Genomic DNA, 23,457 nt, shown 5'->3' on the forward strand with positions numbered 1-23,457 from the left:
CGACGGACGCTGGGGAACCGAAGCCCAAATGACCTATGCGCATCGACGCGACGGGCGTCATTCCGGGGTTGAACCAGGGGAAAGCTGGACGGCAAGGTCGCCATTGTCACGGGTACAGGCCGACCGGGAAACATCGGGATTGCAGTCGTGCGGGCTTATCTCGCACAAGGCGCGCGCGCGGTGATCGGAACCGATTATCGACGGGAACATGCTGATGAGATTGCGGCAATGATCGCCAATGACGGGGCTTCGGGTGATTTCCGTCTGATAGAGCACGATGTCACAGACGAAGCTGCGTGGGATCAGGTGGTCCAAGCAACGATAAGTGAGTTCGGGCAGCTCGACGTCCTGGTGAACAATGCCGGCATGTCCATCCATGGCGGGATAGCCGATACGGCGCTTGGCGATCTACGCAAGGTGATGGCCGTCAATCACGACGCGCTGTTTCTGGGCATGAAGGCGTGTCTTCCCCATCTATCGTCGGCCGTGGAGCGCTTCGACGGCGGTGGTGCCATCATCAACAACCTGTCGATGGCGTCTTACATGCCCAACGCGACCAACATCGGCTATCACGTCTCGAAGGCCGCCGGACGGATGCTGACGATTTGTGCCGCGCTTGAATTTGGCGCGCACAAGATCCGCGTGAACTCGATCCATCCGGGCGTGACGATGACCCCGATCATTCGCGAAGGTCTCGATGCCTGGGTCGCTTCGGGAATGTGGGAGTCGGTTGAAGCGGCGGAAGCGGGACTCGCGGCGATGAACCCGCTTGGGACGGCCAGCCAGCCCGAGGACGTTGCTCACGCTTTTGTCTACCTCGCGTCTTGCGACGCGCGGTTCGTCACCGGTGCATCGATCTACCACGATGGCGCTATCGGCCTTCGCTACTGACGGGGACGATCTGTGCTGACAATTTTGAGCGCCTTGCTGCCTGTGTTTGGGCTGATCGCGCTTGGCTTCGTTGCCGGACGGACGGGGTATCTGGGCGAGGGCGCCGATGGCGTTCTCAGTCACTTCGTCGCCCAAGTTACGCTTCCCGTGCTCACCTTTCGCGCGATTGCGACGATGACACCGGAGGATCTCGGCGTTCCGGCAATGGCGACGGTGGCCATCGCAGGGCCGGCGCTGGTCTGGATCAGCGCATTCCTGTTCGAACGTTGGCGCGGCGAGCAAGCGGGCATGGCCAATGTGGTCGCGATGGGAGCATCGTTCGGTAATGGTGCCTTTATCGGATTGCCGGTCAGTTTGGCACTGCTCGGTCCTGCTAGCTTGGGGCCCTGCGCGGTGGCCATGGCGCTCTACACGATGGTGGTGTTCTCCTGGTGCGTCTTCGTTGGCGTCTTGGCGCAAGGTGGGCAGCATAGCGTGGCGCAAGCCTGCGGTGCCGTGCTGAGGCAACTTTGCCGCAGTCCCTTGGTGATTGGCTGCGTGCTGGGGATTGGTTTTGCGTTGGGGCGCCTACCTCTCACACCTCCCGTTGATCGACTGCTGGAGACGCTTGGCAATGCGACCGGACCTTGCGCGCTGGTCGCGATCGGCATGGTCGTGGCAAAACCCTTGGAAGGACGAGCCGGGCGAGGCTTGGGCATCGCCGTTATCGGCAAGCTCCTAGTCCTGCCGGGGATTACGCTTTGTCTGCTTGCCGTACTCCCGCCGCTACCGCCTGTCTGGGCGGCGACCGCGATCATTATGGCGGGCGCGTCCAGCGCTACCTCCACGTTCATTCTCGCGGCGCAAACAGGACCACGTGAACGGCAATTGGGAGCCGCCGCAGTTGTTCTTTCAACGATAGGAGCCGCCTTCACATTGCCTGGCGTTTTGCTGGCGATCGAGGCGCTTGGTATCGCCCGGTTCACAGTGCCACTCTAGGAAGTGCGTAGAAAAGAGCCCCGGGAAGGCTGACCGCTCCCCGGGGCTCAGGTGATGGCCCTTACCGTGAGAAAGGGCCTATGACGCACGGCTGACGGGAGTGGAATCCCCCCCAGGATCCCGTCATGCAGCCGTGCGCGGAGAGACGATGGCGGCGTTGCTGCAGGCAAAATCGAGCAGCGCCGAATAGTCTTGATTGGAAAATTCGCTGGCACGCGCCGCGCCGTAGACAGCGTGGGCGGCCGCCCCGACGGGGAGGCCCATACGCTGCTCGGCTGCAGCAGTCATCGCCAGGGTCATGTCCTTGAAGGCCAGGTCGATGGTGAAACCCGGTGTCGTATCGCCCTTCAACACCTTGTTGACCATCAGGGTGTGAAGCTGGCCGTTCTGCGCGGTTGTGCCCCCTGTAACCTTGAGGATCGTTTCAATATCGAGGCCAAGCTTGGCGCCTAGCGCGACTGCCTCCGCGCTCACTTCCGCGATGGTGAGAAGGAGGAAATTGTTCACCAGCTTCATGCGGCTGCCGGTGCCGGTGCCACCGCAGCGGTAGATGTCCTTGCCCATTGCCTTGAGCAATGGCTCTACCCTGGCGAAATCGCCGTCGTCGGCTCCGACCATAAACAGCGATTCCCCGCGCTCTGCGTGAAGTACGAGGCGCCCGATCGGGCTGTCTACGAAGGCGATACCATTTTCGGCGCAAGCCTTGGCCACGCGATCGGTGCCGTTGGCATCGATCGTCGACATGTCGAGGAGGAGTGCGCCCGGAGCTGCATTAGCCAGCACTCCATCGTTCCCCAGTACCACCGCTTCGACATGCGGCGTCGCGGGTAGACAGGTGATGATCACTTCGGCGCCACGGGTCGCTTGCGCCACCGAGTTGGCCTTGCTGCCACCCAGAGCGACGATTTCGTCCGCACGGTTGGCATCGAGGTCGAACGCGGTCACGTTATAGCCGGCGCGCTGGAGATGGCGGGCCAATGGCAGCCCCATTGCGCCAAGGCCTATGTAGGCGATCTTCGTCGTCATTTCAGGCTCTCCTCCGGGCGCATCAGGCGGCACCGTGGTTGATGTAGGATGTCTTGCTTTCGGTGAAGAATTCGGCGCTGGCGGAGCCTGTTTCGCGCGGTCCATATCCGGACGGAGCACGAGCGCCGAGCGGGACATGATACTCGAGGCCGGCGGTCGGTGTATTGACCATGACCATGCCGGCCTGTGAGCCCTTGCGGAAGCGTTCCGCGCTCTTGAGGTTCGTTGTCGCGATACCGGCGGTCAATTTGTAGTCGCAGCCATTGGCTGCGGCGATCGCTTCGTCGAGATCTTCGACCATGACGACCGATGCAATCGGACCGAATGACTCCTGCTGATTGCATGCCCACTCGTTGCGTGTTCCGACAAGCAGGGTGGGCGCCATGTAGTATCCGCGGGTTCGCGCTTCGAGTGCGATGCCGCCTGCGGCCAGTTCTGCGCCTTCGACCTGCGCGTTCTTCACAAATTCAAGGTTGGCATTGAACTGGGGTAGATTTGCAACTGGTCCGATCTGTGTGTCGGCATCAAGCGCATGCCCGACCCGATAGCTTTTCGCTGCCTTTTCCAGGCGCTCCACGAACGCGTCATGGATGCCGCGGGTGACGATGAATCGCTCGGTTCCCGTGCAGCGCTGACCGGTCTGAATCCATGCGCCGTTGGCTGCAATCTCGACGGCGAGTTCGAGATCGGCATCGTCGAGAACGACCAGAGGGTTCTTTCCGCCGAGTTCGAGCTGACACTTCGTCATCGTTTCGGCCGCCCGCTTCAGGACGACGCGCCCGGTTTCGGTGCCGCCGGTGAACGTAAGTGCATCTGCGGCGTCGATCATTACGTTGCCGGCCGCGCGGCCATCACCCATGACGAGGTTGAACACCCCGCCAGGCAGTCCGGCTTCTTCAAGAATGGCTGCGAGCTTTACTGCACAACCTGGGACGAAGGTCGAAGGTTTAAGCACGACCGAATTGCCATAGGCGAGCGCGCCAGCGACCTTCCAGGACGGCAATGCGATGGGAAAGTTCCACGGCGTTATCGCTGCGACTACGCCCACCGGTTCACGTGTAACCAGCACGTTGTGGCCTTCGCGCATCGAGTTGTACCACTGGCCCTGGGGTCGGACGACTTCGCCGGCATAGAAATGGAAACATTGGGCTGCACGCAGGGTTTCGCCGATTCCTTCGGCGAGTGTCTTGCCTTCTTCGCGCGCCAGCAGCGTGCCGATATCCCGGCTTTGAGCGACAAGCAGCTCTCCGACCCGGTGCAGAAAATCCGCGCGCGCCTGCATGTTGAATGCGGCCCAACCCGGTTGCGAGCGGCGCGCAGCGTCCATCGCTTCCTCGACGTCTGCGATCCCCGCTTTCGTGTAGTGCCCGACTGCCTCGTCGAGATCGGAAGGGTTGATCGTTTCGAACGGCGTGGCACCTTCGCGCCATCGGCCGTCGATAAAGTTCCTGCCTTCCATCAGAGTTTCTCCGCGATCACGCCGGTCGACTCTAACCGCGCAATATCATTATCAGTAAGTCCTAACTTATATTTTAGAGTTGCAAAGGTGTCTTCGCCCGAACGAGGAGGGGCGTGCCGATAATCTGCCGGTGTCGCACTAAATTTTGCAGGAAATCCAACGAACTGGACTTTGGCACCATCGCTGCGGTCGATCGAGTTGACCAGCCCACGCGCGACGATCTGTGGGTGTTCGAGGATTTCCGGGATGGTGTTGACCTTGCCGCCTGGCAGCTTTGCCATTTCCATAGCGGCAATGAGCTCCGCGGAATTCCATCGCGCCACGGCGGGGCGCATTTCAGCGAGAAGTGCGTCGCGATGGATACTACGTCCGGCGTTGACGACGAACCGTGGGTCCTCCGGCAGGTCAGGCCTCTCGATAAGTTCACAAAAACTGCGAAATTGACGGTCGTTGCCGAGTGCCACCAACACTTCTCCATCCGCACAGGCAAAATCCTGGTACGGGACGGTATTGGGATGCTGATTGCCGAGGCGACGGGGGATCAGCCCTCCGTTCATCCAATTCGACGCCTGGTTGGCAAGGAGCGCAACTTGGGTGTCGAGCAGGGCAAGATCGATTTGCTGGCCCTCACCAGTACGGTCCCTGTGATTGAGCGCAGCCAGAACGGAGATTGCCGCGTAAAGTCCGGTGGTGAGATCGCTGATTGGAATGCCGACCTTCATCGGACCGCTGCCCGGCTGTCCATCGGGCAGCCCTGTTACGCTCATGAGCCCGCTCATGCCTTGGACCAGGAAGTCATAGCCGCCATTGTCCTTGAGAGGACCGTGCTGGCCGAACCCGGTGATTGAGCAATAGACAATGTCCGATCTGATTGCCTTGAGGCTTTCGTAATCGAGCCCGTATTTGACAAGCCCGCCAACGCGGAAGTTTTCGAGAACGACATCCGCTTGGCTCGCCATACTACGGATCAGCTCGGCGCCCTCGGGATCGGCCATGTTGATTGCGACCGAACGCTTGTTGCGATTGGCGCAGAGGTAATAGGCGGAATCGCCTGACCCATCCTCAAGGAACGGTGGCCCCCAACGGCGCGTGTCATCACCATGGCCGGGCTGCTCGACCTTGATGACCTCGGCGCCGAGATCGCCAAGGATTTGCGAGCACCATGGGCCGGCAAGCACTCGCGATAGATCGAGCACACGAATGCCTGCCAGTGGGCCGGTGGCAGTCAGCTCGCTCATTGCCCGATGAACTCTGGGGCGCGCTTTTCGAGGAACGCAGCGACGGCTTCGTGGTGGTCCTGGGTGTGGTGCGCAAGCGCCTGATAGGCTGCCGACAGCTCAAGAAGAGGCGCAAGCTTCATGTCCTGACCTTCGCGAAGAAGCCGTTTGGCCATGCGGGTGGCCTGGCCTGGATTGGCAGCGATTTGCCTGGCGACATCCAGGGCGCGATCGAGGACGCATTCGGGCGGAACGACTTCCGAAACGAGGCCATACTCCTGGGCTTTCTGGGCATCGATGGTTTCGCCAGTCAGCGTCAGCAGGCTGGCGCGCGCCATGCCGATCACCCGGGGAAGCAGCCATGCGCCGCCATCGCCTGGAACGATGCCCAGCTTCACGAAGCTTTCTGCGAATAGCGCGGTGTCCGAGGCAATCCGTACGTCGCACATGCATGCAAGGTCGAGGCCCGCGCCGATCGCCGGACCATTGATGGCCGCAATAACCGGGACTTCGAGTTCATAGAGCGCCAAGGGAATGAGCTGGATGCCGGTGCGATAGGCGTTACGGAGCGGGAATGGAGCCCCCGCGAACATACCTTTGCGCTCGTGCATGTGCTTGACGTTGCCGCCGGCGCAGAAGGCTTTGCCTGCGCCAGTGAGGACGACGGCGCGCACTGAAGCGTCGCGGGCCATGCTTGCGCAGAATTCCGCGATTTCCTCGCTGTGAGCAGTTTCCGAGATTGCATTGCGGGTCTCAGGGCGGTTGAGGGTCGCCACTACAACAGGACCATCGCGAGCTACGCGCAGGAACGGCTCTTCGGCCATCTCGTCATCCTCTCCGGTTGGGGGGAGGATAGCCGCCCCCCTCAGTTCTTGTTGGGATGGACAAAGGGCTATGCCACGCTGCGCGGTCTGGCTAATATTGATTTTCATTAAACCGATATGCGATCGATATCATGGATCTTCGCCAACTGCGCTATTTCTCGGTTCTCGCCGAGACCCTCAATTTTCATCGGGCAGCCGAGCGGCTCAATATGTCGCAGCCACCGCTGACCGTTTCCATCCGCAAGTTGGAGGAAGATCTCGGAGCCCCCTTGTTCGAGCGCGAGACACGCGGGGTTCGCCTGACCGCCGCTGGCCTGGCAGCACTCGGGCCGGCGCGAGCGGCGCTGGCACAAGCCGATATGGTGCGTGACGCAGTTCGGCTTGGCGCGGCGGGCCTTAGCGGCCGCCTGGCCATAGGGTTCATTGGTTCTGCCGTTGGCGGAGTCCTGCCACGCATCGTCTCCCCATTTCGAGAGAAATACCCGCAGGTCGATCTCGTCCTTGAGGAAATGAACAGCGTTGAGATTGTGCGCGCCATCGCAGGGCGGCGGTTGGATGTTGGGCTCGTCCGCCTCCCTGTAATGGACAATAGCCCCGTCGCGATGGAGATAATCGAGCGGGACAGTCTGTACGCCGCTTTGCCGTCGAACCAGGTGCCAAAAGCGTGTCGCTCCATCGGGCTAGCCGAGTTCGCTCACCATCCCCTGATCATCTACAGCCCGGTCAGCGTGCTGCAATCGGTGATCCGGCTTGCTTTCCAGCGCGCCGGGATCATTCCGCGCATCGCACAAGAGGCAACGCAAGTGCAGACCATTCTCGGATTGGTCCAGGCCGGACTTGGCTGGGCGCTGGTGCCGGCCCGCACAGCACGTTTTGTGCCGGACGGGGTTACCCTGCTGCCTCTGGTTGATCGCATCGCGATCGATATGGGAATCGCCTCCGCGCACGACGCGGGACCATTGGCGCGAAACTTCGTGACCACCGCTCTTGATATTCAGTCGGTATCGGAAGCGCCCGATTAAATATTTGAATGAGGCGTCGGGCAGGGGCATCGCAGCGGACCCAGGCGGCACGATACCCGCCACGTTCCGAGAGGATGCCCGAAGTGTTCGATACGCTAACGTTGGCGTCGCTGCCGCCCGTGGATGAGGCATTGCGGCCGCTCATTCGTGATTTCGTCGCTGCCCATGTCGAAGGACTGCCGCTCGACCGTCGCGCACGATCCTGGCAGGGCTTCGACGCCGCCTTCAGCCGTTCTCTCGGCGAGGCGGGCTTTCTCGGGCTGACCTTACCCAAGGCGTATGGGGGGCAGGAGCGGGGACCTTTTGCCCGCTTCGTGGTTGTCGAAGAACTGCTCGCTGCCGGCGCGCCGGTCGCAGCGCACTGGATTGCCGATCGGCAAAGCGCTCCGCTGATCCTTCACTATGGGACCGAGGAGCAGCGAAAGCGTTACATTCCCGCGATTTGCCGCGGCGAGGCGCTATTCTGCATCGGCATGAGTGAGCCGGGAGCCGGTTCGGATCTTGCGAGCGTGCGTACCCGAGCCGAGCGCACGGCTGGCGGATGGCTGCTGAATGGGCAGAAGATCTGGACGACCAATGCAATGCACTCGCACTTCATGATTGCGCTAGTCCGGACTTCGGGAACGCCTGCTGATCGCCAGTCCGGGCTTTCGCAGTTGATCGTCGACCTTTCGCTGCCAGGAATCACTATACGGCCAATCATCGACCTGACTGGCGATGCCCATTTTGCCGAGGTCTTTTTCGACAACGTCGAATTGCCCGACGACGCGCTGGTTGGTCAGGAGGGGCAGGGCTGGGCGCAAGTCACCGCCGAGCTCGCGTTCGAGCGCTCGGGGCCGGAGCGGATCTATTCCAGCGTGGTTCTGCTCGACGCGTGGATCGCGCATTTGCAGAAAATTGGCCGCACCGATGCTGCTCCGCTGGTGGGCCGGTTTATGGCCGAATTGGCAACGCTGCGTGCTATGTCGATCGCCTGCACCGCACGTTTGGCGCTCGGTGAAAGCCCGGTGGTTGAGGCGAGTCTGGTGAAGGACCGCGGTACTACATTCGAGCAAGAACTGCCGATCGCCATCGGCGATGATCTCGCCGGGCATCCCGACGAGCCGGTCGCACCGGAACTGTATCGCACACTGCTCTACGTCACGCACATCGCACCAAGCTTCTCGCTGCGCGGCGGCACTCGAGAGATTTTACGCGGCATTATCGCGCGTGGCATGGGCCTGCGCTGACGGAGGGCAAGATGGACACCAATCAACTTCTCGAACCCTTCGTGCGTATGCTCGAGACAATCTGTCCGCCTGCGGCGGTTCGCGCAGTCGAACAAGGCGAACCGATCGAAGCGATCTGGAACGAATTCAACGCTTCCGGCTTTCTGGACGCGCTGGTGGACGACGACCGAGGTGGGGCAGGGCTTTCATTTTCAGACCTGGAGCCGTTGTTTGAAGCAATGGGGGCCAACACGGTGCCACTGCCGGTTGGCGAAACGATGATTGCGCGCGCGCTATTGGCAAAAGCGGAAATCGAGTTCGGACAAGGCCCTATCGCTCTCGCGACTTCGCACTTCGGGCCGGTGCCATGTTGGTGCGTCGCCGATCAGGTGCTGGTCGATGACGGGGAGCACTTGGTGCTCGTTGACACTCCAATGGTCGCACCGTGTTCTAACGCGCTGCCATTCACTTTCGAGTTGTCGAATGCGGCACTCCCGAAACGGGTGATTCCGCGGCCGGCCGGAGGACTTCGCGTACTGGCTGCCGTTCTGCGGTCGGCGATGATTGCAGGTGCGGCCGGCCGATTGCTGGAAACTACTGTGGCATTCGCCAATGAGCGTGCGCAGTTCGGCAAGCCGATCGGGCGGCAGCAGGCGCTTCAGCAGAACCTTGCGGTGATGGCGCAAGACATCGTAGCCGTCAGGATCGCCGCACAGATAGGCTGTGCGTGTGGTCTCGAGCCCAATCCGCTGGCCGCGGCGGTTGCTAAGGTTACGGCATCCACCGCTGCAGGGCGCATTGCCGCAACGGCACACGCTATCCATGGGGCGATCGGCATCAGTGAGGAGTTTGACCTTCAGTTGCTTACGCGTCGCCTGCACGATTGGCGACTGGCCGATGGTGCTGAAAGCTACTGGTCCGCGAGTTTGGGCCAGGCGCGGCTGAGTTCGTGCGCACGCTCCGTTGATTGGGTTCGGACCGCAGTCAGCATGAGCTGACTGCGGTTTTGCGCACTACTCCGCTGCCTGCTGAAGTTTGGCGTAAAAGTCCTCAAACATCAGGCGAGTGTCGAGGCTATGGTAGGCCCTGATGCGCCTGCCGTCAGTGCGAGGCTGGTAGGTTCCATTGGCCTGGAGCAATGGTGCGAAGATCGTTTCGAAGCGGCTCGCGCCGGTCCCCTCGTACCGCTTCACGGGTGACATTTCTGTGGGCTGTGCGGCCGAGAGTCCAGAAAGCAGCACCAAGGGGCTGTCGCCCATCGTCCACGTTTCGCCACTGTTCAACTTGTAGCGCTCGCCGTACGTGCGGATCGTCTCGTACATTTTCGTGTACAGCCACTCTCCAACCGCGCCTTGGCGCGCCACGCGATTATGGAGCTCGACGATCGAGACTTGGCACTGCGAATATGCCGCGTCTGGAACCTGCCACAGCGGCACGACAGTATCGTTGAAAACGTATTGAGCGGCCTGACGGTCGATACCGAAATTGTATTCGGAAGCGCCGCCTGCAGGATAGGCCCCCCCCCCGATCCAGATCAGCGTGAATTTCTGAGCAATTTCCGGTGCGATCATCAGCGCGCTGGCGACCTCGGTTAGTCCGCCGCCCACAGCGATGTACAGCGGTAATGCGCTGTCAGTCCTCATCGCCTCCTTGATGATCGCCATTGTGCCGGCCGACCGATCAGGCGTCACCGGTGTTGGAAGCTTATGCTCGGCACCGGTGACGACCTGCACTCGGCTTTCGCGCCCCATGACCGAAAGCATTTCGTGCGCAATGGCCGTTGCGTTAGCCGCGGATTCCGAGCGGACTGGAGTGCCGGTGGCGATTATACCGCGCAGATCTAATGAAGGGGACAACACGGCGTGTACCGCCGCAAACAGTCCGTCGACATCGCCGGCCAGATCGTTCACCAGCAGGAAGCGGGCACGCGCTCCGAGCGGAGGCATGAATGCAGGCAACTGCCTGGCTATCGGAGCGGCGATGGAGAACGATGGGCGGAGCGAAGCGGCCAGCATAGTCGCTGCACCGCCAGCTATCATCTGCCGGCGGTCTATGCAGAGCCCTTCTTGTCGTTTCATTGCCGGTGCTCCCCTAGCTTGCGTCGCGGTGAGCAATCGGCGGGATCGTGCCGGAAAAGCGGTTCAAGCCAGATCGCGCCGTTGCCGCACGCCTGCCGGGCAGGGCAACCATCCCAGTGACGCCGGAGGGGAGTTCGACGTCCAGGCGATAGCGATTACCGGACGTGCTCCAATCGGTTGAGATTGTACCGCGAATACTGTGGTAGGTGGCGCCGCCGCCACCCAGTCTTGGGTCCATGATCGGCGCGATCTCGGCCTTTGTGAAGCCGGGTTCGGCAGGGGCAATCCCCCCTATGCGTCGAAACAGAAACGAACCTATGGCCCCGAATGCGTAATGGTTGCGGCTGTTCATTCCGACATCGCCTTCGTCGCTATTCCATCGCTCCCACATCGTGGTAGCCCCTTGCTCAACCATATACCCCCAGGAGGGTTTCGAGCGCTGAAGCAACAGGGTCACCGCCATTTCGACCTGCCCCGCCAAAGCGAGGGCATCGAGGATGTGCGGGGTTCCGAGGAAGCCCGTCGAGAGATGGTTTTTGCGTCGCACGATGTCGGTCACCAGATGCTTGCCGGCTTCCAACGCTAGATCAGGCGTCAGGAGCCCGAACCGGATGGCCAGGACATGGCTTGTCTGACTACCATTACCGACCGTGCCGTCCGGTTTGACGTAGGCGGAATTGAAAGCGGCCCGGATCGTCTCGAATAGGGCTTGGTACTTGGCGGCAGCCGCAGGATTGCCGATGGCTTGCGCCATCTCGGCCATCATTCGTGCGTTTTGGGCCCAAAATGCTGTGCCGATGAGAGCCTTTGACGTAGTTTCCATGCCTGGATTGGCCGTAGTCGCATCCACGGAAAGCCAATCGCCATAGTCGGCTCCGCGTCCCTTGGTCCACAGATGGTCGGGGTTCGCGCCAAGGATCCACTCCATGTAGCGTTCCATGGCGGACCAGTTGGCGGCGATCACGCCGGTATCGCCGTATTGCCGCCATGCAGTCCAAGGCAGGATGATCCCGGCGTCGGCCCACCCCGGAGAAGACAGGTTGACGGTTGGCACGTAGGGCGGGATGCAGTCGGGAAAGCCACCTTTCGCCGATTGGCCGTGCCGAACATCTTCCATGACACGGGCCGTGAATGCGCCGACATCCATATTGAAGGCAGCGGCGGGCCAAAACACCTCCGCATCGCCCATCCAGCCCAGACGCTCATCCCGCTGGGGGCAATCTGTCGGAAGGCCGAAGAAGTTCGACTTCTGACTCCACACCGCATTCTGCCAGAACTTGCGGACTACCGGGTCGCCCACGCGAAACTCGCCAGTCAGCTCCAGATCCTGATGACCGACGAGCCCCTCGATCGACCACGCCGTGACATCATCGGGAACTCCAGACACTTCGACATAGCGAAAGCCATGATAGGTGAAGCGCGGTACCCATACCTCATGCCCGCGACCGGCGGTGATGTAGATATCGCGTTGCCAGGCCGTCCGCAGGTTTGACTGGTCGGCACGGCCATCCGCAGTCAGCAGCTCCGCGAACCGCATTTCGATTGAGGTGTTGGAACTTGCCGTGACCGTGAGGCGCGGCCACCCGGCGAAGTTCTGGCCGAAGTCGAGAAGGAACCGCCCAGGGCCAAGGCGCCGGGTCGATACGGGCATTTTGGTTTCGCAAACGCGGATTGGCGGGCACCGCTGCGGTTCGACCGGAACCGAGGGAGCATCGATCAATTCAGCGTCGCGCCAACCTTGCGTCTTTCCATCGGCAACTGCCCAATCGGCTTTCTCCAGGCGTGCGTCGTAGATTTCGCCATCGTAGATGCTGGCAGCCCGGATCGGTGCCTCTGAGATCTGCCATCCAGGCCCCGTCGCGATTGTTTCGCGCCGTCCGTCGACGTATTCGATTTCGAGCTGGGCCTTGAGGCGGCAGGGGGCATGGCCGAATGAGAAACGGCCATTGACGCTGAACTTCGAGCCATACCAGCCATCGGCGATCATGAAGCCGAGGGCGTTATCCCCGTCACGGAGCGCATGCGTGATGTCGTAGGCCTGGTAAAGCACTCGCTTCGATGGATCGGTGAACTCAGGTGCAAGCTTGCGATCATCGACCGCTGTGCCGTTTACATGTGCCTCGTAAGCTCCAAGCGCGGTGGCATAGAGACGCGCAGCGCGCACCTTACCGTTGAGTGTGAATGTCTTGCGGAGCAAATTTGCCGGATAAACCGGCCAAGGCTCTCCAATCGGCAGGGTTCCGGTGGCCGGGAGCACATCGGTCCAGGCGCGGTCGTCAAACTCTGTGCGTTCCCATCCATCTGGCGCCTCATTCGTAATCTTCCAGCCAGGAGACGCGGAACTCAGACGTTCGTTCATGCCCGGACCGTGGCGGAGCACCGCGGCAAGAACGGCGGGCGCGATACCGAAGCCGATCTCCCGCCGCACCGCCACGGCAAACACGTTACGCCCTTTCTTCAAGGCGACCCGGTAGACCGCCATCTGGGTCCAATGGATCGGCCCGTCCTGCGGATACTCCTGGGGAACGGGAAGGGGGACGCCATTCAGCCACAGGCCGGTTGTTTCATTTGCCGAAATGCAAAATTCAGCGGCGCCTCCCGGATGATCGAAGCTCCATCGAAAATGCCGATGGGCGCCAGCCTTGGGATTCTCGGTTCCCGCAATCCAGTGTAGGCCAGCCAAACGGTCGGCGCGCGCGACTTCGGTTTCGCTGGCGAGCCATTGCGCTTGCCAGTCGTTAGCAGCCGCCAAACCGGTCTCCCAAATGGCTGCGGGGCTGCGCAAGGGCGCCGGGGATGACCCGTTCCAGACCTCGACCTGCCAAAGCGCGCGTGAGTGCGATGGCAAAGGCGTCCCGCCATAGGGAACATCGACCGACTGGGCGGAGCTGACTTTGCCGCTGTCCCACAGCAGATTTCGGCCGGCGGCCAGGTCCTCATCGCTCCGCGCGACAGTAACGCGATATGCGGTCTGAGCTGTACGCGCCGCTGGATCGCCGTACTGCCAGGAGAATCGCGGCGGCAGATCGCCAAGCGACAAAGGGTTCGCAAGGCCGCAGGTCCGAAGTGTAGAAACCTCGGGGATACCTGAGGTCCGTGCGCAGACATCGAGGGGGCGGAGCGCCAGGCAGGAGCCGGCAACGCCGATGCCGATCGCTTCTCGACGGTTGAATTGCATAGCGCGTGTTTCCTTCACGGACGCAGGGTTGCGGCGTCGATGCGGGTTTGTGCGGTCAACACGGGGTCGATAGCCGATCGGCTCAGTTCCACGCGGATATTGGCTGCCGAGACGGTCCAGTGCCGCTTAGGGACATCGTAGGATGCCAACAGGCGCGGGTCGGCGGTAAGTGTCACCGTCCGTTTTTCACCAGGCGCAAGTGCTACCTTGTCCCATCCGATGAGGCGTTTCGCCTTGCCGGGGAGCGTCACGTAGACTTGCGGCACGTCGGCGCCGGCCACGCTTCCGACGTTGGTCACTGTGAAGCGGACGGTGAGAGCCTTGCCGCCTTTGGCCTGGAGCTTGGAGTACGCAAACTGCGTGTAGCTGAGGCCATATCCGAAGGCATAGGCCGGCTTTGCCGCCTTGCGATCGAACCACCGGTATCCTGCGTCCGAGCCTTCTGGATAGCGAATGTCGAATGCCGGCGAGTTGGTGTTTATGCCGTAGTTAGCGCGGTCCTCTTTGCTGGGAGGAGGCAAGTTGGCGCCAGGCAGAGTGGGATTGGGCAACTGGTCGAGGCGTGCAGGGAACGTCACGGGCAGGCGGCCGGAGGGATTGACCTTACCGGCAAGGATATTCGCGATAGCTTCGCCCCCGCGCTGGCCGGGGAACCAGGCCAGCAGGATCGCCCCCGCTTTGTCGGCCCACGGCATTGCGACGGGGTTGCCCGTCTCCAGCACGACGATATTGCGTGAATTGGCCGCCGTAACCGCAGCAATCAGCTCATCCTGCCCGGCATCGAGCGAAAGGTCTCGCTGATCGAGTGCTTCGGTGGCGTATTTCTCGCCGAAGACTACTACCGTATCGGCAACGCGCGCTGCGGCGGCTGCGGCCTGGACATCGCTGCCGTCGAGGAATGTTACTTGGGCAGTCGGGAAGGCGTGGCGGATCGCCTCGAGAGGCGGAGTACCACCGTACCCCTTGCGGGCGAAGGAGGCGGCCACGCCTTCGCGTACCGGTTCGACCTTGCGGAATCCTCCAACTGGAGCGACCTGACTGGATCCGCCCCCGGAAAGCACGCCAATATCGGCGTGGCCGCCAATCACCGCAATCTTCCGCGCCGCTGCCCTCAGCGGAAGCAGGTTTTGCTGGTTGCGCAGCAGCACAATACCTTCTTCGGCGGCACGGCGAGCGACCACGCCATTGGCGTCATAGTCGATACTCGAGGTTGTCGATGGATGGGTGTCGAGCCCATGCGCATAGAGGCTGCGCAGGATACGCCGAGCGGCTGTATCTACGGCACTTTCAGCGAGGGGCCCGGCGTTAAGTGCGCTTATCAGCTCGGTGGAAAACCAGCGCTTGGCGTCGAGCTGTTCGCCTTGCTGTTGATCCAGACCCGCCTCGAGCGCGGAAAGCGAGTGAACAGCGCCCCAGTCCGACATGACAAAGCCCCTAAAGCCCCAGTCCTTGCGCAAAACCTGCGTCAGCAGGAACGGGTTTTCGCAAGCGTAAATGCCCCCAACCTTATTGTAGGCGCACATCACCGAGCCCGGATTTCCCTTTTCGATGCCGATTTCGAAGGCGAGGAGGTCGCTTTCGCGCATGGCCGCCTCGTCCATTTCCACCGATGCGCTCGAGCGACCGGTCTCTTGGTCGTTGAGAGCAAAATGCTTGATGGTTGAGATGACGTGGTTGGATTGGATGCCCTGGATCTGCGCACCGGCAAGTGTACCGGCGAGCAGCGGGTCCTCTCCCAGATATTCAAAGTTTCGACCGGCCCGGGGATCGCGCACCAAATTAACGCCGCCTCCAAGCATCACGTTGAAACCCTTGGCGCGCGCTTCTGATCCGATCATCCGTCCGCCGTCCCGAACCAGTGCGGGGTTCCAGGTAGCGGCAAGCGCCAAGCCTGAAGGGAGGGCGGTCGCAACGTCGCCGCGACGCATGTCCATGAGGTTGGAAACCCCAAGGCTCGCATCCGTCGCTATTTGCGGCGGGACGCCCAGGCGCGGGATACCGTCTACGTAGCCGGCGCCAAGTGTGACGCCTTCGGGGCGCGATGCGGGGGCAACCATCATCAGCATGCGCCCGTGGAGAAGTGAGACCTTTTCCTCTCTTGTCATCTCGGCGAGAGCCTTTTCTGCTCGGGCATCGACGTCGTCCGAGCCAGGCGCCGCGTTCGCAGAAATCGCGGTCGCAGCGAGTGCGAATAGACCGGTACTTGCGAACAGGCGCGTCGTGATCTTCGCCATCGAGTCATTCCTTCCCAAATCTGTTCGCGCTCCGGCGAAAACTTGAGACGGGAATATTGGCGAGCAACGCGTCCTGTCAATAAATTGTTCGATACCGTTCGATTTAGTGATGCAAGCTACGCATGGGCGGCTTGCCGCCGTGTTGAGCATGTGAAAAAAGCCACCGTGATGAATAGTCAGAACAAGCCTAAACAAACTCGCCGAGGGCGCCCGAGCCTGGCCCGTGCGTCCGCGATCGATCGGCTGATCGTCGACATTGCCCGCGCGCAGTTTCTTGCTGACGGTTTCGACGCCGTCCCGATGGAGCAGATCGCGGCGAAAGCCGGTATCTCCAAAGGCACGCTCTATGCCCGCCATCCGTCCAAGGAGGTGCTGTTCAGCGCCGTGATCGAGGCGTCGATCAAAGACTGGTCGGACGAGGCCGCAAAACAGGATGATCAGCTTGGCGACAGCATTGACCAGCGATTGCGTCATCACGCGCGGACGATCGCAACGTTTCTGCAGAAACCAGATGTGATGGCGTTGCAGCGCCTCCTGCTTTCGGTACGCTCGCGCTTTCCAGAACTCGCCGCAACCATGCACGAGCGCGGCTATCGTTACATCGTCGACCTTATCACGGCCGATATGGTCGCCGCTGGTGAACGCGATGGCTTGCCACCTCGGCAGCCCGAAGCGGTCTCTGCCATGCTCGTTGCTGCGCTCTCCGGCTTCCAGATGCAGGAAGAGGGCTTGGCAGATAGCGGCAAAAGTCTGGAAACCTTTGCCGAGCGGCTGGTCGATGTGATTGTCGCGGGGCGGAATGCTTGGTGACCTCTTGATATTCGAACGATACCGTTCAATATAATCGAGTCTGAGGATCCATTTCCTCGACTCGATGAGGATGACTGATGCGCAAGTTTTCGATTGTTTTCGCCGCCGCGACGTTGGGTGTTGTTGCGATGCCCGCGCTCGCCGCCAAGCCTGCAACCGCGGCCCCGGCGCCGGCAAAACCGGCTGCGGCGACTCCCGCAGCCAAGGCAAAGTACACAACCGCCGACACCGATATTGGCACGCTGCTTGACGATCCCGTAGCCAAGGCGATTGTCGAGAAGAATATCCCGGGTTTCACCACCAACGATCAGGTCGAGATGGCGCGCGGGATGACGCTCAAGGCGGTCCAGCAATTCGCGCCGACAGACGTCACCGATGAGCGCCTTGCCGCTATCGATGCCGAGTTTGCGAAGTTGAAGTAAACCGCAGTTCTGCGAAAAAGTGACCCCGCGCACGAAAGCAGTACGCGGGGTTTTTTTGGTCTGCAGGTTGATCGGTTCACGCTACGCCGATCAGACCTGCGCGTGCATATGTTCGCGAAAGTCTGATCGTTTTCTGTCCGCAGGTGTCAGGCCGCCTGTGGGCGGAGGCGTTCGTCGGGTTCGGGCGGGAAAATGGCTGGCTGACCCGGATCGTATGTGCGGGTCAGCAGAGCGATAAATGCCTTGTCGGTCATGGGCTCGCTTGGCGTCTGCAGTACTTCGCCGCGGGCGCGCAGGTCCGCGATTAGCATGTCGATGATCTGATCGTGTGTCAGATCGTCAGAGTGGTCCAGCGCGACCTTAAGTTCGTTGTAGTCCATGTAGACGTCTGCTCCCCAGTGCACGAGGAAGCGGAACTCTTCCTCGGGAATCTGCTGGATCACCTTGCCGTTGGTGGTGATTTGCCAGCCCGTTGGATTGTCGGGGTCGGCTCCCATGAGCGAGTTGATCGCGAGTCCTTCGGGGCGACGCATCGCTGCCGGACCGTTGGATTCCGCCGTGTGGAACATCATCTCGTTTTCAACGACTACCGCGCGCCCCCACATAGGGGCTCTGATCTGTTGGGGCGCTGCCTGGGGCCCATCCGGCCAACAGGTGAAGCCGCCGCCGACGCGACCCTTGTAGTACCACGTGATGACCTGCGCTTTTTTGGCCTGCCAGCGCTTGAAGAGCCCGGTCTTGACCATCGTATTCATGAGCCAGATCGGGGTGTTCTGGTAATTGATGCCGCGAAAGCGCGTGGCGTCGACATGTGGACTGCCACCGCCGGAACAAGGCCCCTGGATGTTGAAGAGCATGTTCTCCGGGGTTGCGTATTCAGCTCCCCAATATCCGCGAACCAGATCCAGAAAGCCGGTGTTGAAGAAGCAATCTTCGATCTCCGGATGGATTACCGTGTGGCCTTGGGCGAGGTAGCCCCGGAATACGGGAGTGAGAAACATATCCCACGTTGGCGTAAAGCCTTCCGGTACTGCCCCCGAGGTTGTGGCGATAACTTCTTCGGGCGAATTGAAGTGCTGGGCAAGGATCAACGACCACGGTCCGTTCCTGCGCACAACGTCGAGAAGGCGGGCGTGCTGATCTGCGGAGAATGCGTCTTCGATCACACGTGGCGGCGCGATCGGTCGAAAGATGGATGTGGTCTGATTCATGTCATCGATCTCCTTTGCAGCGGCCGCTCTCAGGCGACCTTTCTGTTGATCCGCGTCGTCGTGGCCTCTGGCGTCGCCACCCTGACACTCGCATTCGCGTTGGATTTCCGGTCGGAATGGAGCCTCGCTGAAGCCCTTGGATTCTGGACAGGCTCTGGTGTGAAGGAAGCTATTCTGCCTGCCATGGGACGAAGGACGGCAGGTCTGACGCTTTTCCTTCAAATGCCGGACTACGCTTTTCCAGGAAGGCTGCGACGCCTTCCTTCCCATCGCCGATGCTGGTGTGAAACATCGCCAGCGACTCTACATCGTGAGCGCTGCGAGGATGTGTTTCGGCGCTGTTGCGCAGAACCATTTGACGGATCAGCGCGACGCTGACGGGCGAACGATCCCGGACCAATGAGCGAGCGAAGGTGCAGGCGTCCTCCATAAGCGCCTCGGGAGCGTGAAGCGATCGGGCAAGCCCCTTTTCGAACGCCTCCTGAGCGCCGAAAATGTCCGCGCGATAGAACCATTCAAGCGCGTGGGATAATCCGACTATGCGGGGCAGGAACCAAGTGGAACACGCTTCTGGCGTAATGCCAAGACGACCGAATACGAAGCCCATTCGCGCTTGGTTGGACAGAAGCCGAAAGTCCATCGGCAGGGTCATGGTGGCACCGATACCGACCGCTGCTCCGTTGATGGCGCCAACGATTGGTTTGCTGCATGCGAACATGGCCAACGCGACCCGGCCACCTGTATCGCGAACACCCGTCTCCATCTCTTGGGGTAGCGGGCGTTCCCTGAGGTCCGCCAACGACGGCGCCAGAGCTTCATCGAGGCCAAACACATTGCCTTCGACCGAAAGATCCATGCCGGCGCAAAAGGCGCGTCCTTCCCCGGTCACGACGATGGCGCGTACCGCGTCGTCATCGTTCGCGCGGCGGTACGCGTCGACCAATTCATCGGCCATGGTGACGGTGAAGGCATTGAGGGCTTCAGGGCGATTGAGTGTCAGACGCAACAGCCCGTCGTCATGTTCGTAGCGGATCGTGCTGTAGCTCGTCATTTCACAATTCCATGCAAGGCGGGTGATAGCGTCGGAAGCGAAAAGGCGCTTCCCGCAGGATTTCACATTTCAACTACCGAGAGGATGTGGTTCGCCTGTCCGGGGAATACGTAGTCGAATTCGAAGTGCATGCTCTCGCCCAATTGGCCGGCACGGATCAGGTCGGTCTCCACGAATACCTGTACACCGGCGCGGCCGTAAGCAAATCGTTGGCACTGGCCGAAGACCGGCGAAGCGTCGAGCCGAGCATCGATCGCCGCATCCCCCGGCCGGGCGCGATTCATGCTGATGTGAATGCGGCTTCGAAAATCCGGATCGTTCGTAGCAAGGTCCTGCAAGGCAACGGTAAGGGCTTCGAGGTCTTCAAGCTCACGGATAAGGAAGCCGAAGTGAAAGCTGGCTTCGGGATCAGCCGCAAGCATGGCGCGGTAGGCGGTGACGGCGTCGTCTTGCTGATCCGTGCCAACGCCCAGGGCGCTGCGAATTGCATCGATCAGCCTGACTTGGGGCTCAGGCAGAGCCGAGAGGTAGATGATTCCGTCCCCGCGCGCATAGTGGCTCGGAGCAACGACAAATCGATAGAAATTGCCACCGGGCAGCGGCAGCATCTGCGTTTCCTCCAACCCGAACAGAGCAAGTAGTTGGGCGGCCAGGGGGCCGTCGTCGGGATTGCGGTAATGCAGTGCCAAATGGCCCACGGTGCGACCCGTAGGGCTGGTAATGTGCTCGCTCTCTTCGCGTACGGTTACGCCAGTCATGTTTCGGTGTTCCCTCTGAACCTGCAGTGGTGTCCCGACCGATATTTTGCCGATGATTCCCGGGCACCCGCCCGTGGTCGTTACAGGGGCTAACTAAATAAGTGAGCACTTACAAGATAAATTGACATCAATCCATCGCGCTGCGCATTTATCCATTGAATTCGTGCATATGTAGCAATCTACGCATTCAGATTCATCCGAAATCACGCGTATGTGGTGTAAAGGGCTCCTGTCGTGACGAGCGAGAAAATGCCGAAACCTAGGATTTTGTATGAATCGGCCGCCGAAAGTGCCGCTCTGAGAACTCTCGCTCTCGACCATATCACCGCCGTCGATACGACGCCGCGGCAGTTGGCCGAGGCGGCCGCTCAAGCCGGCTGCGCGGGAATCTGCCTGTTCATGGAACCCATGGCCGTGCTGCCCGCGATGCTGCCATTCGATCTTTATGGTGCTCCGCGAGCCCGGCGCGAATTGGCCAGTTGTTTCGCCGATCTCGCGCTCTCGCTCGATCTTGCCTATCCGTTCACGTTGACCGGGCGAAGCGACCTTGCGTTGTTCGACACGGCCTTCGAAACCACCGCCGAACTGGGCGCGCGTTTGGTGAACGTGTTGGCTTATGATCGCGATCCGGCGCGCCGCCTCGATAACTTCGGCCGGTTCTGCGATAGTGCGGCTGAGTTTGATCTGGGCGTTGCGGTCGAATTCTATCCGCCTTCGCAGATCTGTTCGCTGGCGGCGGCGCTTGAGCTGGTGGGGGCGGTCGACAGGCCTGGGCGAGTGGGCGTAAATGTCGACATTCTGCACCTCGTGCGCTCAGGCGGAACGCTGGCCGAACTGAAGGCTGCACCGGCCGGTTCCATCCTCTACGGACAGCTCTGCGATGGCATGCTTGCTGCGCCCGAGGATATCGAGCACGAAGCCTCCCGCGCGCGCATGCTAGCCGGTGAAGGGCAATTCGATCTTGCGGGTTTCGTGGCGTCGCTGCCACTTGAGACCCGGTTCAGCGTGGAAATCCCGCGCGATCACGCGCTGGCTCAGTCATGCGAACGCCGCGTAGCCGATGCGGTGGACAGCGTTCGTGCGGCGCTTGGCTGGGAGGAAAGAAAAACGGCGGAGAGCCCCCCAGCTCTCCGCCGTCCCTGACCCAAGGGTGGGTCAGATCGCGCGGAGTCGGGAGAGTTCCGCTGCGGATAGGGTGAGGGAGGCGGCCTTGACGCTTTCGCGCACCTGCTCGGGGCTGGAGCCGCCGAAGATCGGCACCGTCTGGTCGGGCTGGTTGGTGAGATAAGCCAGCACCACTTCGTTTACCGATACGCGGTGCCGTTCGGCCAGTTCGATTGCGGCAGCAAGGCGGGCGTCGTTGGCAGAGTTGGCGTAGCGCGCGATGAGTTGCTCGCCGAGGTCTGCGCCTTTCGCACGCTTGGTGAAATAACCGCCGCTCTGTGCGGCGTAGGCCAGGATCGGCAAGCCGGCGGTGTGGACGCCCTCGTACTCGCCCTCGTAGTAATGGACATAGCCCTGCTGCGCAGCGGCGGCCGCGTCAGGCACGGCGAGACCCCAGAACGTTTCGGAAGCGACGAAGCCCGGCTTGCCGATCGAGGCGGCGTAAGAGTTAGCCGCCTTGATGCGCTCGGCCGACCAGTTGGAGGCGGCGAAGTGGCGGATGCGTCCCGCCTCCTGATGCTGGACGAGGGCATTGACGATCACCTCGACCGGCGCATCCTCATTGTCCATGTGCAGGAAATAGAGGTCGATCGTCTCGATGCCGAGGTGATCGAGGCTCTGTTGCAGGTCCTGCGCCACATCCTCGGGCGTGCAGCGGTTGCGATAGTCGCCTTTGCGCAAGTCGAAGAAGCCGCCCTTGGTGGCGATCACGAAATCCTCGCGCTTGCGGGTCTTCAGCCAGGCGCCGACCGCGCGCTCGCTGGCGCCCGCCGGAGCATCCGGCATCCAGTCGCCATAGGACCGGGCGGTGTCGATGAAGTTGCCGCCGTGGGCGGCGAACGTATCGAGGATGGCGTTCGACCGGGGCTGGTCGATCATCCAGCCCAGCATGTTGGTGCCGTAGCATAGCGGGCTGATCGAAAGATCGGTCTGGCCAAGTGTCACTCGTGCAAGCATTTAGGTTTCTCCCATGAAATTAGATTGGCTGCCGTGTCGGCGTCGCTTGTTAATCTGAAAGGGCAGCGGTCGGTCGGGTGCCACCAGGTGGAGTGGATAGATCGACGGCGCACGCGGCGGTGTCCCGCGGCGACTCTGCTCGTGCGGGCTTGGGCGCCGGGCGCGTCCGCGGGATCGGCGAAAAGGCCGATCGAGGAGGTGGAATGTTAGGTTTTGCGGCCGCGCGCTGGCTTTGCCAGCATCGAGGCTAGCTGGCGTAGTGCCGTTCGAGCGCTTCGTCGGTGAAGCCAATGCCGCGGCAGCAGAACCAGACGGCATCGCGCACGATGCGGTCGCGATCTCCCTCGTATGGGGAAGCCTGCGGGCCCAACGCCTGGATGGCGTTGAGCATGGTGCCGACGTGTTCGATGAACATCGAGGTGTTGCGGTCGTCGATCGCAATCCCGACAACGTCACCGTCGGCGCGCGCCTTCTCAAGGGCGACGCGGATGCGTTCGCCCATGATGCGTCGGGAGCGGCGATAGACAAGCGCGGCAAAGCTTCCGTCGCCGGTAAGGCTCGCCAGCAGAAGTCGAAAGCCTTCCTTGAAGTGCTCATGCCCATCGGAGGCCACAAGCATGAAATAGGAACGCATGTTGACGACCAGACCTCTGCCGTTCAGTTCCTGCAGCCCCAGCATGGCATAGCTCTCGTCCTGCTCGCGGATCGTCTGCCGCAGGACTGCGCGATACAGCGTCTGTTTGGACGGAAAGTGCTGGTACATCAGGGCTTCGGAAACGCCGGCCCCTCGCGCGATATCCTGCGTGCGCGCGGCTTCGTAGCCTTGGCGGGAAAAAATCCGGCGCGCTGCCTCCAGGATCAATGCCCTGCGTTCGCCTGCTTTCATCCTGGTCCGGGTCATCGCTGGAAATCCTAGGGGCGAAAGGCCTGCTCGCGCAAGGGCGAGCAGGCTTTCCCACAATTTGATGA

20 protein-coding genes are annotated in these 23,457 nt (G+C 61.3%); 8 read left to right on the plus strand and 12 right to left on the minus strand.

What is annotated here, in order from left to right:
* Nucleotides 1–102: 102 nt before the first annotated feature.
* Together WBP06_RS03740 and WBP06_RS03745 are read left to right on the plus strand one after the other, a co-directional pair.
* Entirely contained in the window at nt 103–891 is a 789-nt protein-coding gene (locus WBP06_RS03740; RefSeq protein ID WP_395334025.1) for an SDR family NAD(P)-dependent oxidoreductase, read from the plus strand.
* A gap of 12 nt (nt 892–903) precedes the next feature.
* Nucleotides 904–1,869, plus strand: a complete 966-nt coding sequence (locus tag WBP06_RS03745) for an AEC family transporter (protein ID WP_395331979.1) — start codon at nt 904–906, stop codon at nt 1,867–1,869.
* A 123-nt stretch (nt 1,870–1,992) separates the two neighbouring features.
* Here the strand turns inward: WBP06_RS03745 and WBP06_RS03750 are convergent, their stop codons facing one another.
* The 4 genes from WBP06_RS03750 to WBP06_RS03765 are packed head-to-tail and all read right to left on the minus strand — an operon-like array spanning nt 1,993 to nt 6,395.
* Nucleotides 1,993–2,895 (minus strand): NAD(P)-dependent oxidoreductase, encoded by a 903-nt coding sequence (locus WBP06_RS03750; protein WP_395331981.1) that lies wholly within the window; start codon nt 2,893–2,895, stop codon nt 1,993–1,995.
* A 22-nt stretch (nt 2,896–2,917) separates the two neighbouring features.
* Complete coding sequence (locus WBP06_RS03755; protein WP_395331983.1) at nt 2,918–4,354, minus strand: aldehyde dehydrogenase family protein; 1,437 nt, start codon at nt 4,352–4,354, stop codon at nt 2,918–2,920.
* Nucleotides 4,354–5,592: a CaiB/BaiF CoA transferase family protein gene (locus WBP06_RS03760; RefSeq protein WP_395331984.1), complete on the minus strand. Its 1,239-nt coding sequence runs from the start codon at nt 5,590–5,592 to the stop codon at nt 4,354–4,356. The genes WBP06_RS03755 and WBP06_RS03760 overlap by 1 nt, the downstream gene beginning before the upstream one ends.
* Complete coding sequence (locus WBP06_RS03765; RefSeq protein ID WP_395331986.1) at nt 5,589–6,395, minus strand: crotonase/enoyl-CoA hydratase family protein; 807 nt, start codon at nt 6,393–6,395, stop codon at nt 5,589–5,591. Before WBP06_RS03765 ends, WBP06_RS03760 begins: the two co-directional genes overlap by 4 nt.
* A 131-nt stretch (nt 6,396–6,526) precedes the next feature.
* On the opposite strand from WBP06_RS03765, the gene WBP06_RS03770 reads away from it, so the two are divergent.
* The 3 genes from WBP06_RS03770 to WBP06_RS03780 all read left to right on the plus strand — a co-directional run bounded on the left by WBP06_RS03770 (nt 6,527) and on the right by WBP06_RS03780 (nt 9,623).
* Entirely contained in the window at nt 6,527–7,417 is an 891-nt protein-coding gene (locus tag WBP06_RS03770) for a LysR substrate-binding domain-containing protein (protein ID WP_395331988.1), read from the plus strand.
* 74 nt (nt 7,418–7,491) lie between these two features.
* The gene (locus tag WBP06_RS03775; protein WP_395331990.1) at nt 7,492–8,646 is read left to right on the plus strand and encodes an acyl-CoA dehydrogenase family protein; all 1,155 of its coding nucleotides are present in this window, start codon (nt 7,492–7,494) and stop codon (nt 8,644–8,646) included.
* Between the two features lie 11 nt (nt 8,647–8,657).
* A complete protein-coding gene (locus WBP06_RS03780) occupies nt 8,658–9,623 on the plus strand; it encodes an acyl-CoA dehydrogenase family protein (protein ID WP_395331992.1) in 966 nt (321 codons plus the stop codon).
* A 15-nt stretch (nt 9,624–9,638) separates the two neighbouring features.
* Here the strand turns inward: WBP06_RS03780 and WBP06_RS03785 are convergent, their stop codons facing one another.
* The 3 genes from WBP06_RS03785 to WBP06_RS03795 are packed head-to-tail and all read right to left on the minus strand — an operon-like array spanning nt 9,639 to nt 16,115.
* Entirely contained in the window at nt 9,639–10,703 is a 1,065-nt protein-coding gene (locus WBP06_RS03785) for a nucleoside hydrolase (protein ID WP_395331994.1), read from the minus strand.
* Nucleotides 10,704–10,716: 13 nt separating this feature from the next.
* On the minus strand, nt 10,717–13,881 hold the full coding sequence (locus WBP06_RS03790) for a family 78 glycoside hydrolase catalytic domain (protein ID WP_395331995.1): 3,165 nt from the start codon (nt 13,879–13,881) through the stop codon (nt 10,717–10,719).
* A 14-nt stretch (nt 13,882–13,895) separates the two neighbouring features.
* Complete coding sequence (locus tag WBP06_RS03795) at nt 13,896–16,115, minus strand: glycoside hydrolase family 3 C-terminal domain-containing protein (protein ID WP_395331997.1); 2,220 nt, start codon at nt 16,113–16,115, stop codon at nt 13,896–13,898.
* A gap of 84 nt (nt 16,116–16,199) precedes the next feature.
* On the opposite strand from WBP06_RS03795, the gene WBP06_RS03800 reads away from it, so the two are divergent.
* Together WBP06_RS03800 and WBP06_RS03805 are read left to right on the plus strand one after the other, a co-directional pair.
* Nucleotides 16,200–16,925, plus strand: a complete 726-nt coding sequence (locus tag WBP06_RS03800) for a TetR/AcrR family transcriptional regulator (RefSeq protein ID WP_395331999.1) — start codon at nt 16,200–16,202, stop codon at nt 16,923–16,925.
* Nucleotides 16,926–17,002: 77 nt separating this feature from the next.
* Entirely contained in the window at nt 17,003–17,347 is a 345-nt protein-coding gene (locus tag WBP06_RS03805) for a hypothetical protein (protein WP_395332001.1), read from the plus strand.
* Nucleotides 17,348–17,493: 146 nt separating this feature from the next.
* Here the strand turns inward: WBP06_RS03805 and WBP06_RS03810 are convergent, their stop codons facing one another.
* From WBP06_RS03810 to WBP06_RS03820, 3 genes are all read right to left on the minus strand, one after another.
* Nucleotides 17,494–18,558, minus strand: coding sequence for a hypothetical protein (locus WBP06_RS03810; protein WP_395332003.1), 1,065 nt, complete (start codon nt 18,556–18,558; stop codon nt 17,494–17,496).
* A gap of 169 nt (nt 18,559–18,727) precedes the next feature.
* Nucleotides 18,728–19,609 carry a crotonase/enoyl-CoA hydratase family protein gene (locus WBP06_RS03815; RefSeq protein ID WP_395332005.1) on the minus strand — a complete coding sequence of 294 codons (882 nt, stop codon included), beginning with the start codon at nt 19,607–19,609 and terminating at the stop codon, nt 18,728–18,730.
* A gap of 62 nt (nt 19,610–19,671) precedes the next feature.
* Nucleotides 19,672–20,367: a hypothetical protein gene (locus tag WBP06_RS03820; RefSeq protein ID WP_395332007.1), complete on the minus strand. Its 696-nt coding sequence runs from the start codon at nt 20,365–20,367 to the stop codon at nt 19,672–19,674.
* A gap of 234 nt (nt 20,368–20,601) precedes the next feature.
* On the opposite strand from WBP06_RS03820, the gene WBP06_RS03825 reads away from it, so the two are divergent.
* Nucleotides 20,602–21,510, plus strand: coding sequence for a sugar phosphate isomerase/epimerase family protein (locus tag WBP06_RS03825; protein ID WP_395332009.1), 909 nt, complete (start codon nt 20,602–20,604; stop codon nt 21,508–21,510).
* Between the two features lie 12 nt (nt 21,511–21,522).
* On the opposite strand, the gene WBP06_RS03830 is transcribed toward WBP06_RS03825, so the two are convergent.
* Together WBP06_RS03830 and WBP06_RS03835 are read right to left on the minus strand one after the other, a co-directional pair.
* On the minus strand, nt 21,523–22,488 hold the full coding sequence (locus WBP06_RS03830) for an aldo/keto reductase (RefSeq protein WP_395332011.1): 966 nt from the start codon (nt 22,486–22,488) through the stop codon (nt 21,523–21,525).
* Between the two features lie 247 nt (nt 22,489–22,735).
* Entirely contained in the window at nt 22,736–23,449 is a 714-nt protein-coding gene (locus WBP06_RS03835) for a TetR/AcrR family transcriptional regulator (RefSeq protein ID WP_395332013.1), read from the minus strand.
* Nucleotides 23,450–23,457 lie beyond the last annotated feature (8 nt).

This window comes from Novosphingobium mississippiense (assembly GCF_044029535.1).
Taxonomy (GTDB): domain Bacteria; phylum Pseudomonadota; class Alphaproteobacteria; order Sphingomonadales; family Sphingomonadaceae; genus Novosphingobium.

Coding starts and splice junctions, on each gene's coding strand:
- WBP06_RS03750 (WP_395331981.1), bottom strand. CDS start 2,895: ATGACGACGAAGATCGCCTACATAGGCCTTGGCGCAATGGGGCTGCCA.
- WBP06_RS03755 (WP_395331983.1), bottom strand. CDS start 4,354: ATGGAAGGCAGGAACTTTATCGACGGCCGATGGCGCGAAGGTGCCACG.
- WBP06_RS03760 (WP_395331984.1), bottom strand. CDS start 5,592: ATGAGCGAGCTGACTGCCACCGGCCCACTGGCAGGCATTCGTGTGCTC.
- WBP06_RS03765 (WP_395331986.1), bottom strand. CDS start 6,395: ATGGCCGAAGAGCCGTTCCTGCGCGTAGCTCGCGATGGTCCTGTTGTA.
- WBP06_RS03770 (WP_395331988.1), top strand. CDS start 6,527: ATGGATCTTCGCCAACTGCGCTATTTCTCGGTTCTCGCCGAGACCCTC.
- WBP06_RS03775 (WP_395331990.1), top strand. CDS start 7,492: ATGCCCGAAGTGTTCGATACGCTAACGTTGGCGTCGCTGCCGCCCGTG.
- WBP06_RS03780 (WP_395331992.1), top strand. CDS start 8,658: ATGGACACCAATCAACTTCTCGAACCCTTCGTGCGTATGCTCGAGACA.
- WBP06_RS03785 (WP_395331994.1), bottom strand. CDS start 10,703: ATGAAACGACAAGAAGGGCTCTGCATAGACCGCCGGCAGATGATAGCT.
- WBP06_RS03790 (WP_395331995.1), bottom strand. CDS start 13,881: ATGCAATTCAACCGTCGAGAAGCGATCGGCATCGGCGTTGCCGGCTCC.
- WBP06_RS03795 (WP_395331997.1), bottom strand. CDS start 16,115: ATGGCGAAGATCACGACGCGCCTGTTCGCAAGTACCGGTCTATTCGCA.
- WBP06_RS03805 (WP_395332001.1), top strand. CDS start 17,003: ATGCGCAAGTTTTCGATTGTTTTCGCCGCCGCGACGTTGGGTGTTGTT.
- WBP06_RS03810 (WP_395332003.1), bottom strand. CDS start 18,558: ATGAATCAGACCACATCCATCTTTCGACCGATCGCGCCGCCACGTGTG.
- WBP06_RS03815 (WP_395332005.1), bottom strand. CDS start 19,609: ATGACGAGCTACAGCACGATCCGCTACGAACATGACGACGGGCTGTTG.
- WBP06_RS03820 (WP_395332007.1), bottom strand. CDS start 20,367: ATGACTGGCGTAACCGTACGCGAAGAGAGCGAGCACATTACCAGCCCT.
- WBP06_RS03830 (WP_395332011.1), bottom strand. CDS start 22,488: ATGCTTGCACGAGTGACACTTGGCCAGACCGATCTTTCGATCAGCCCG.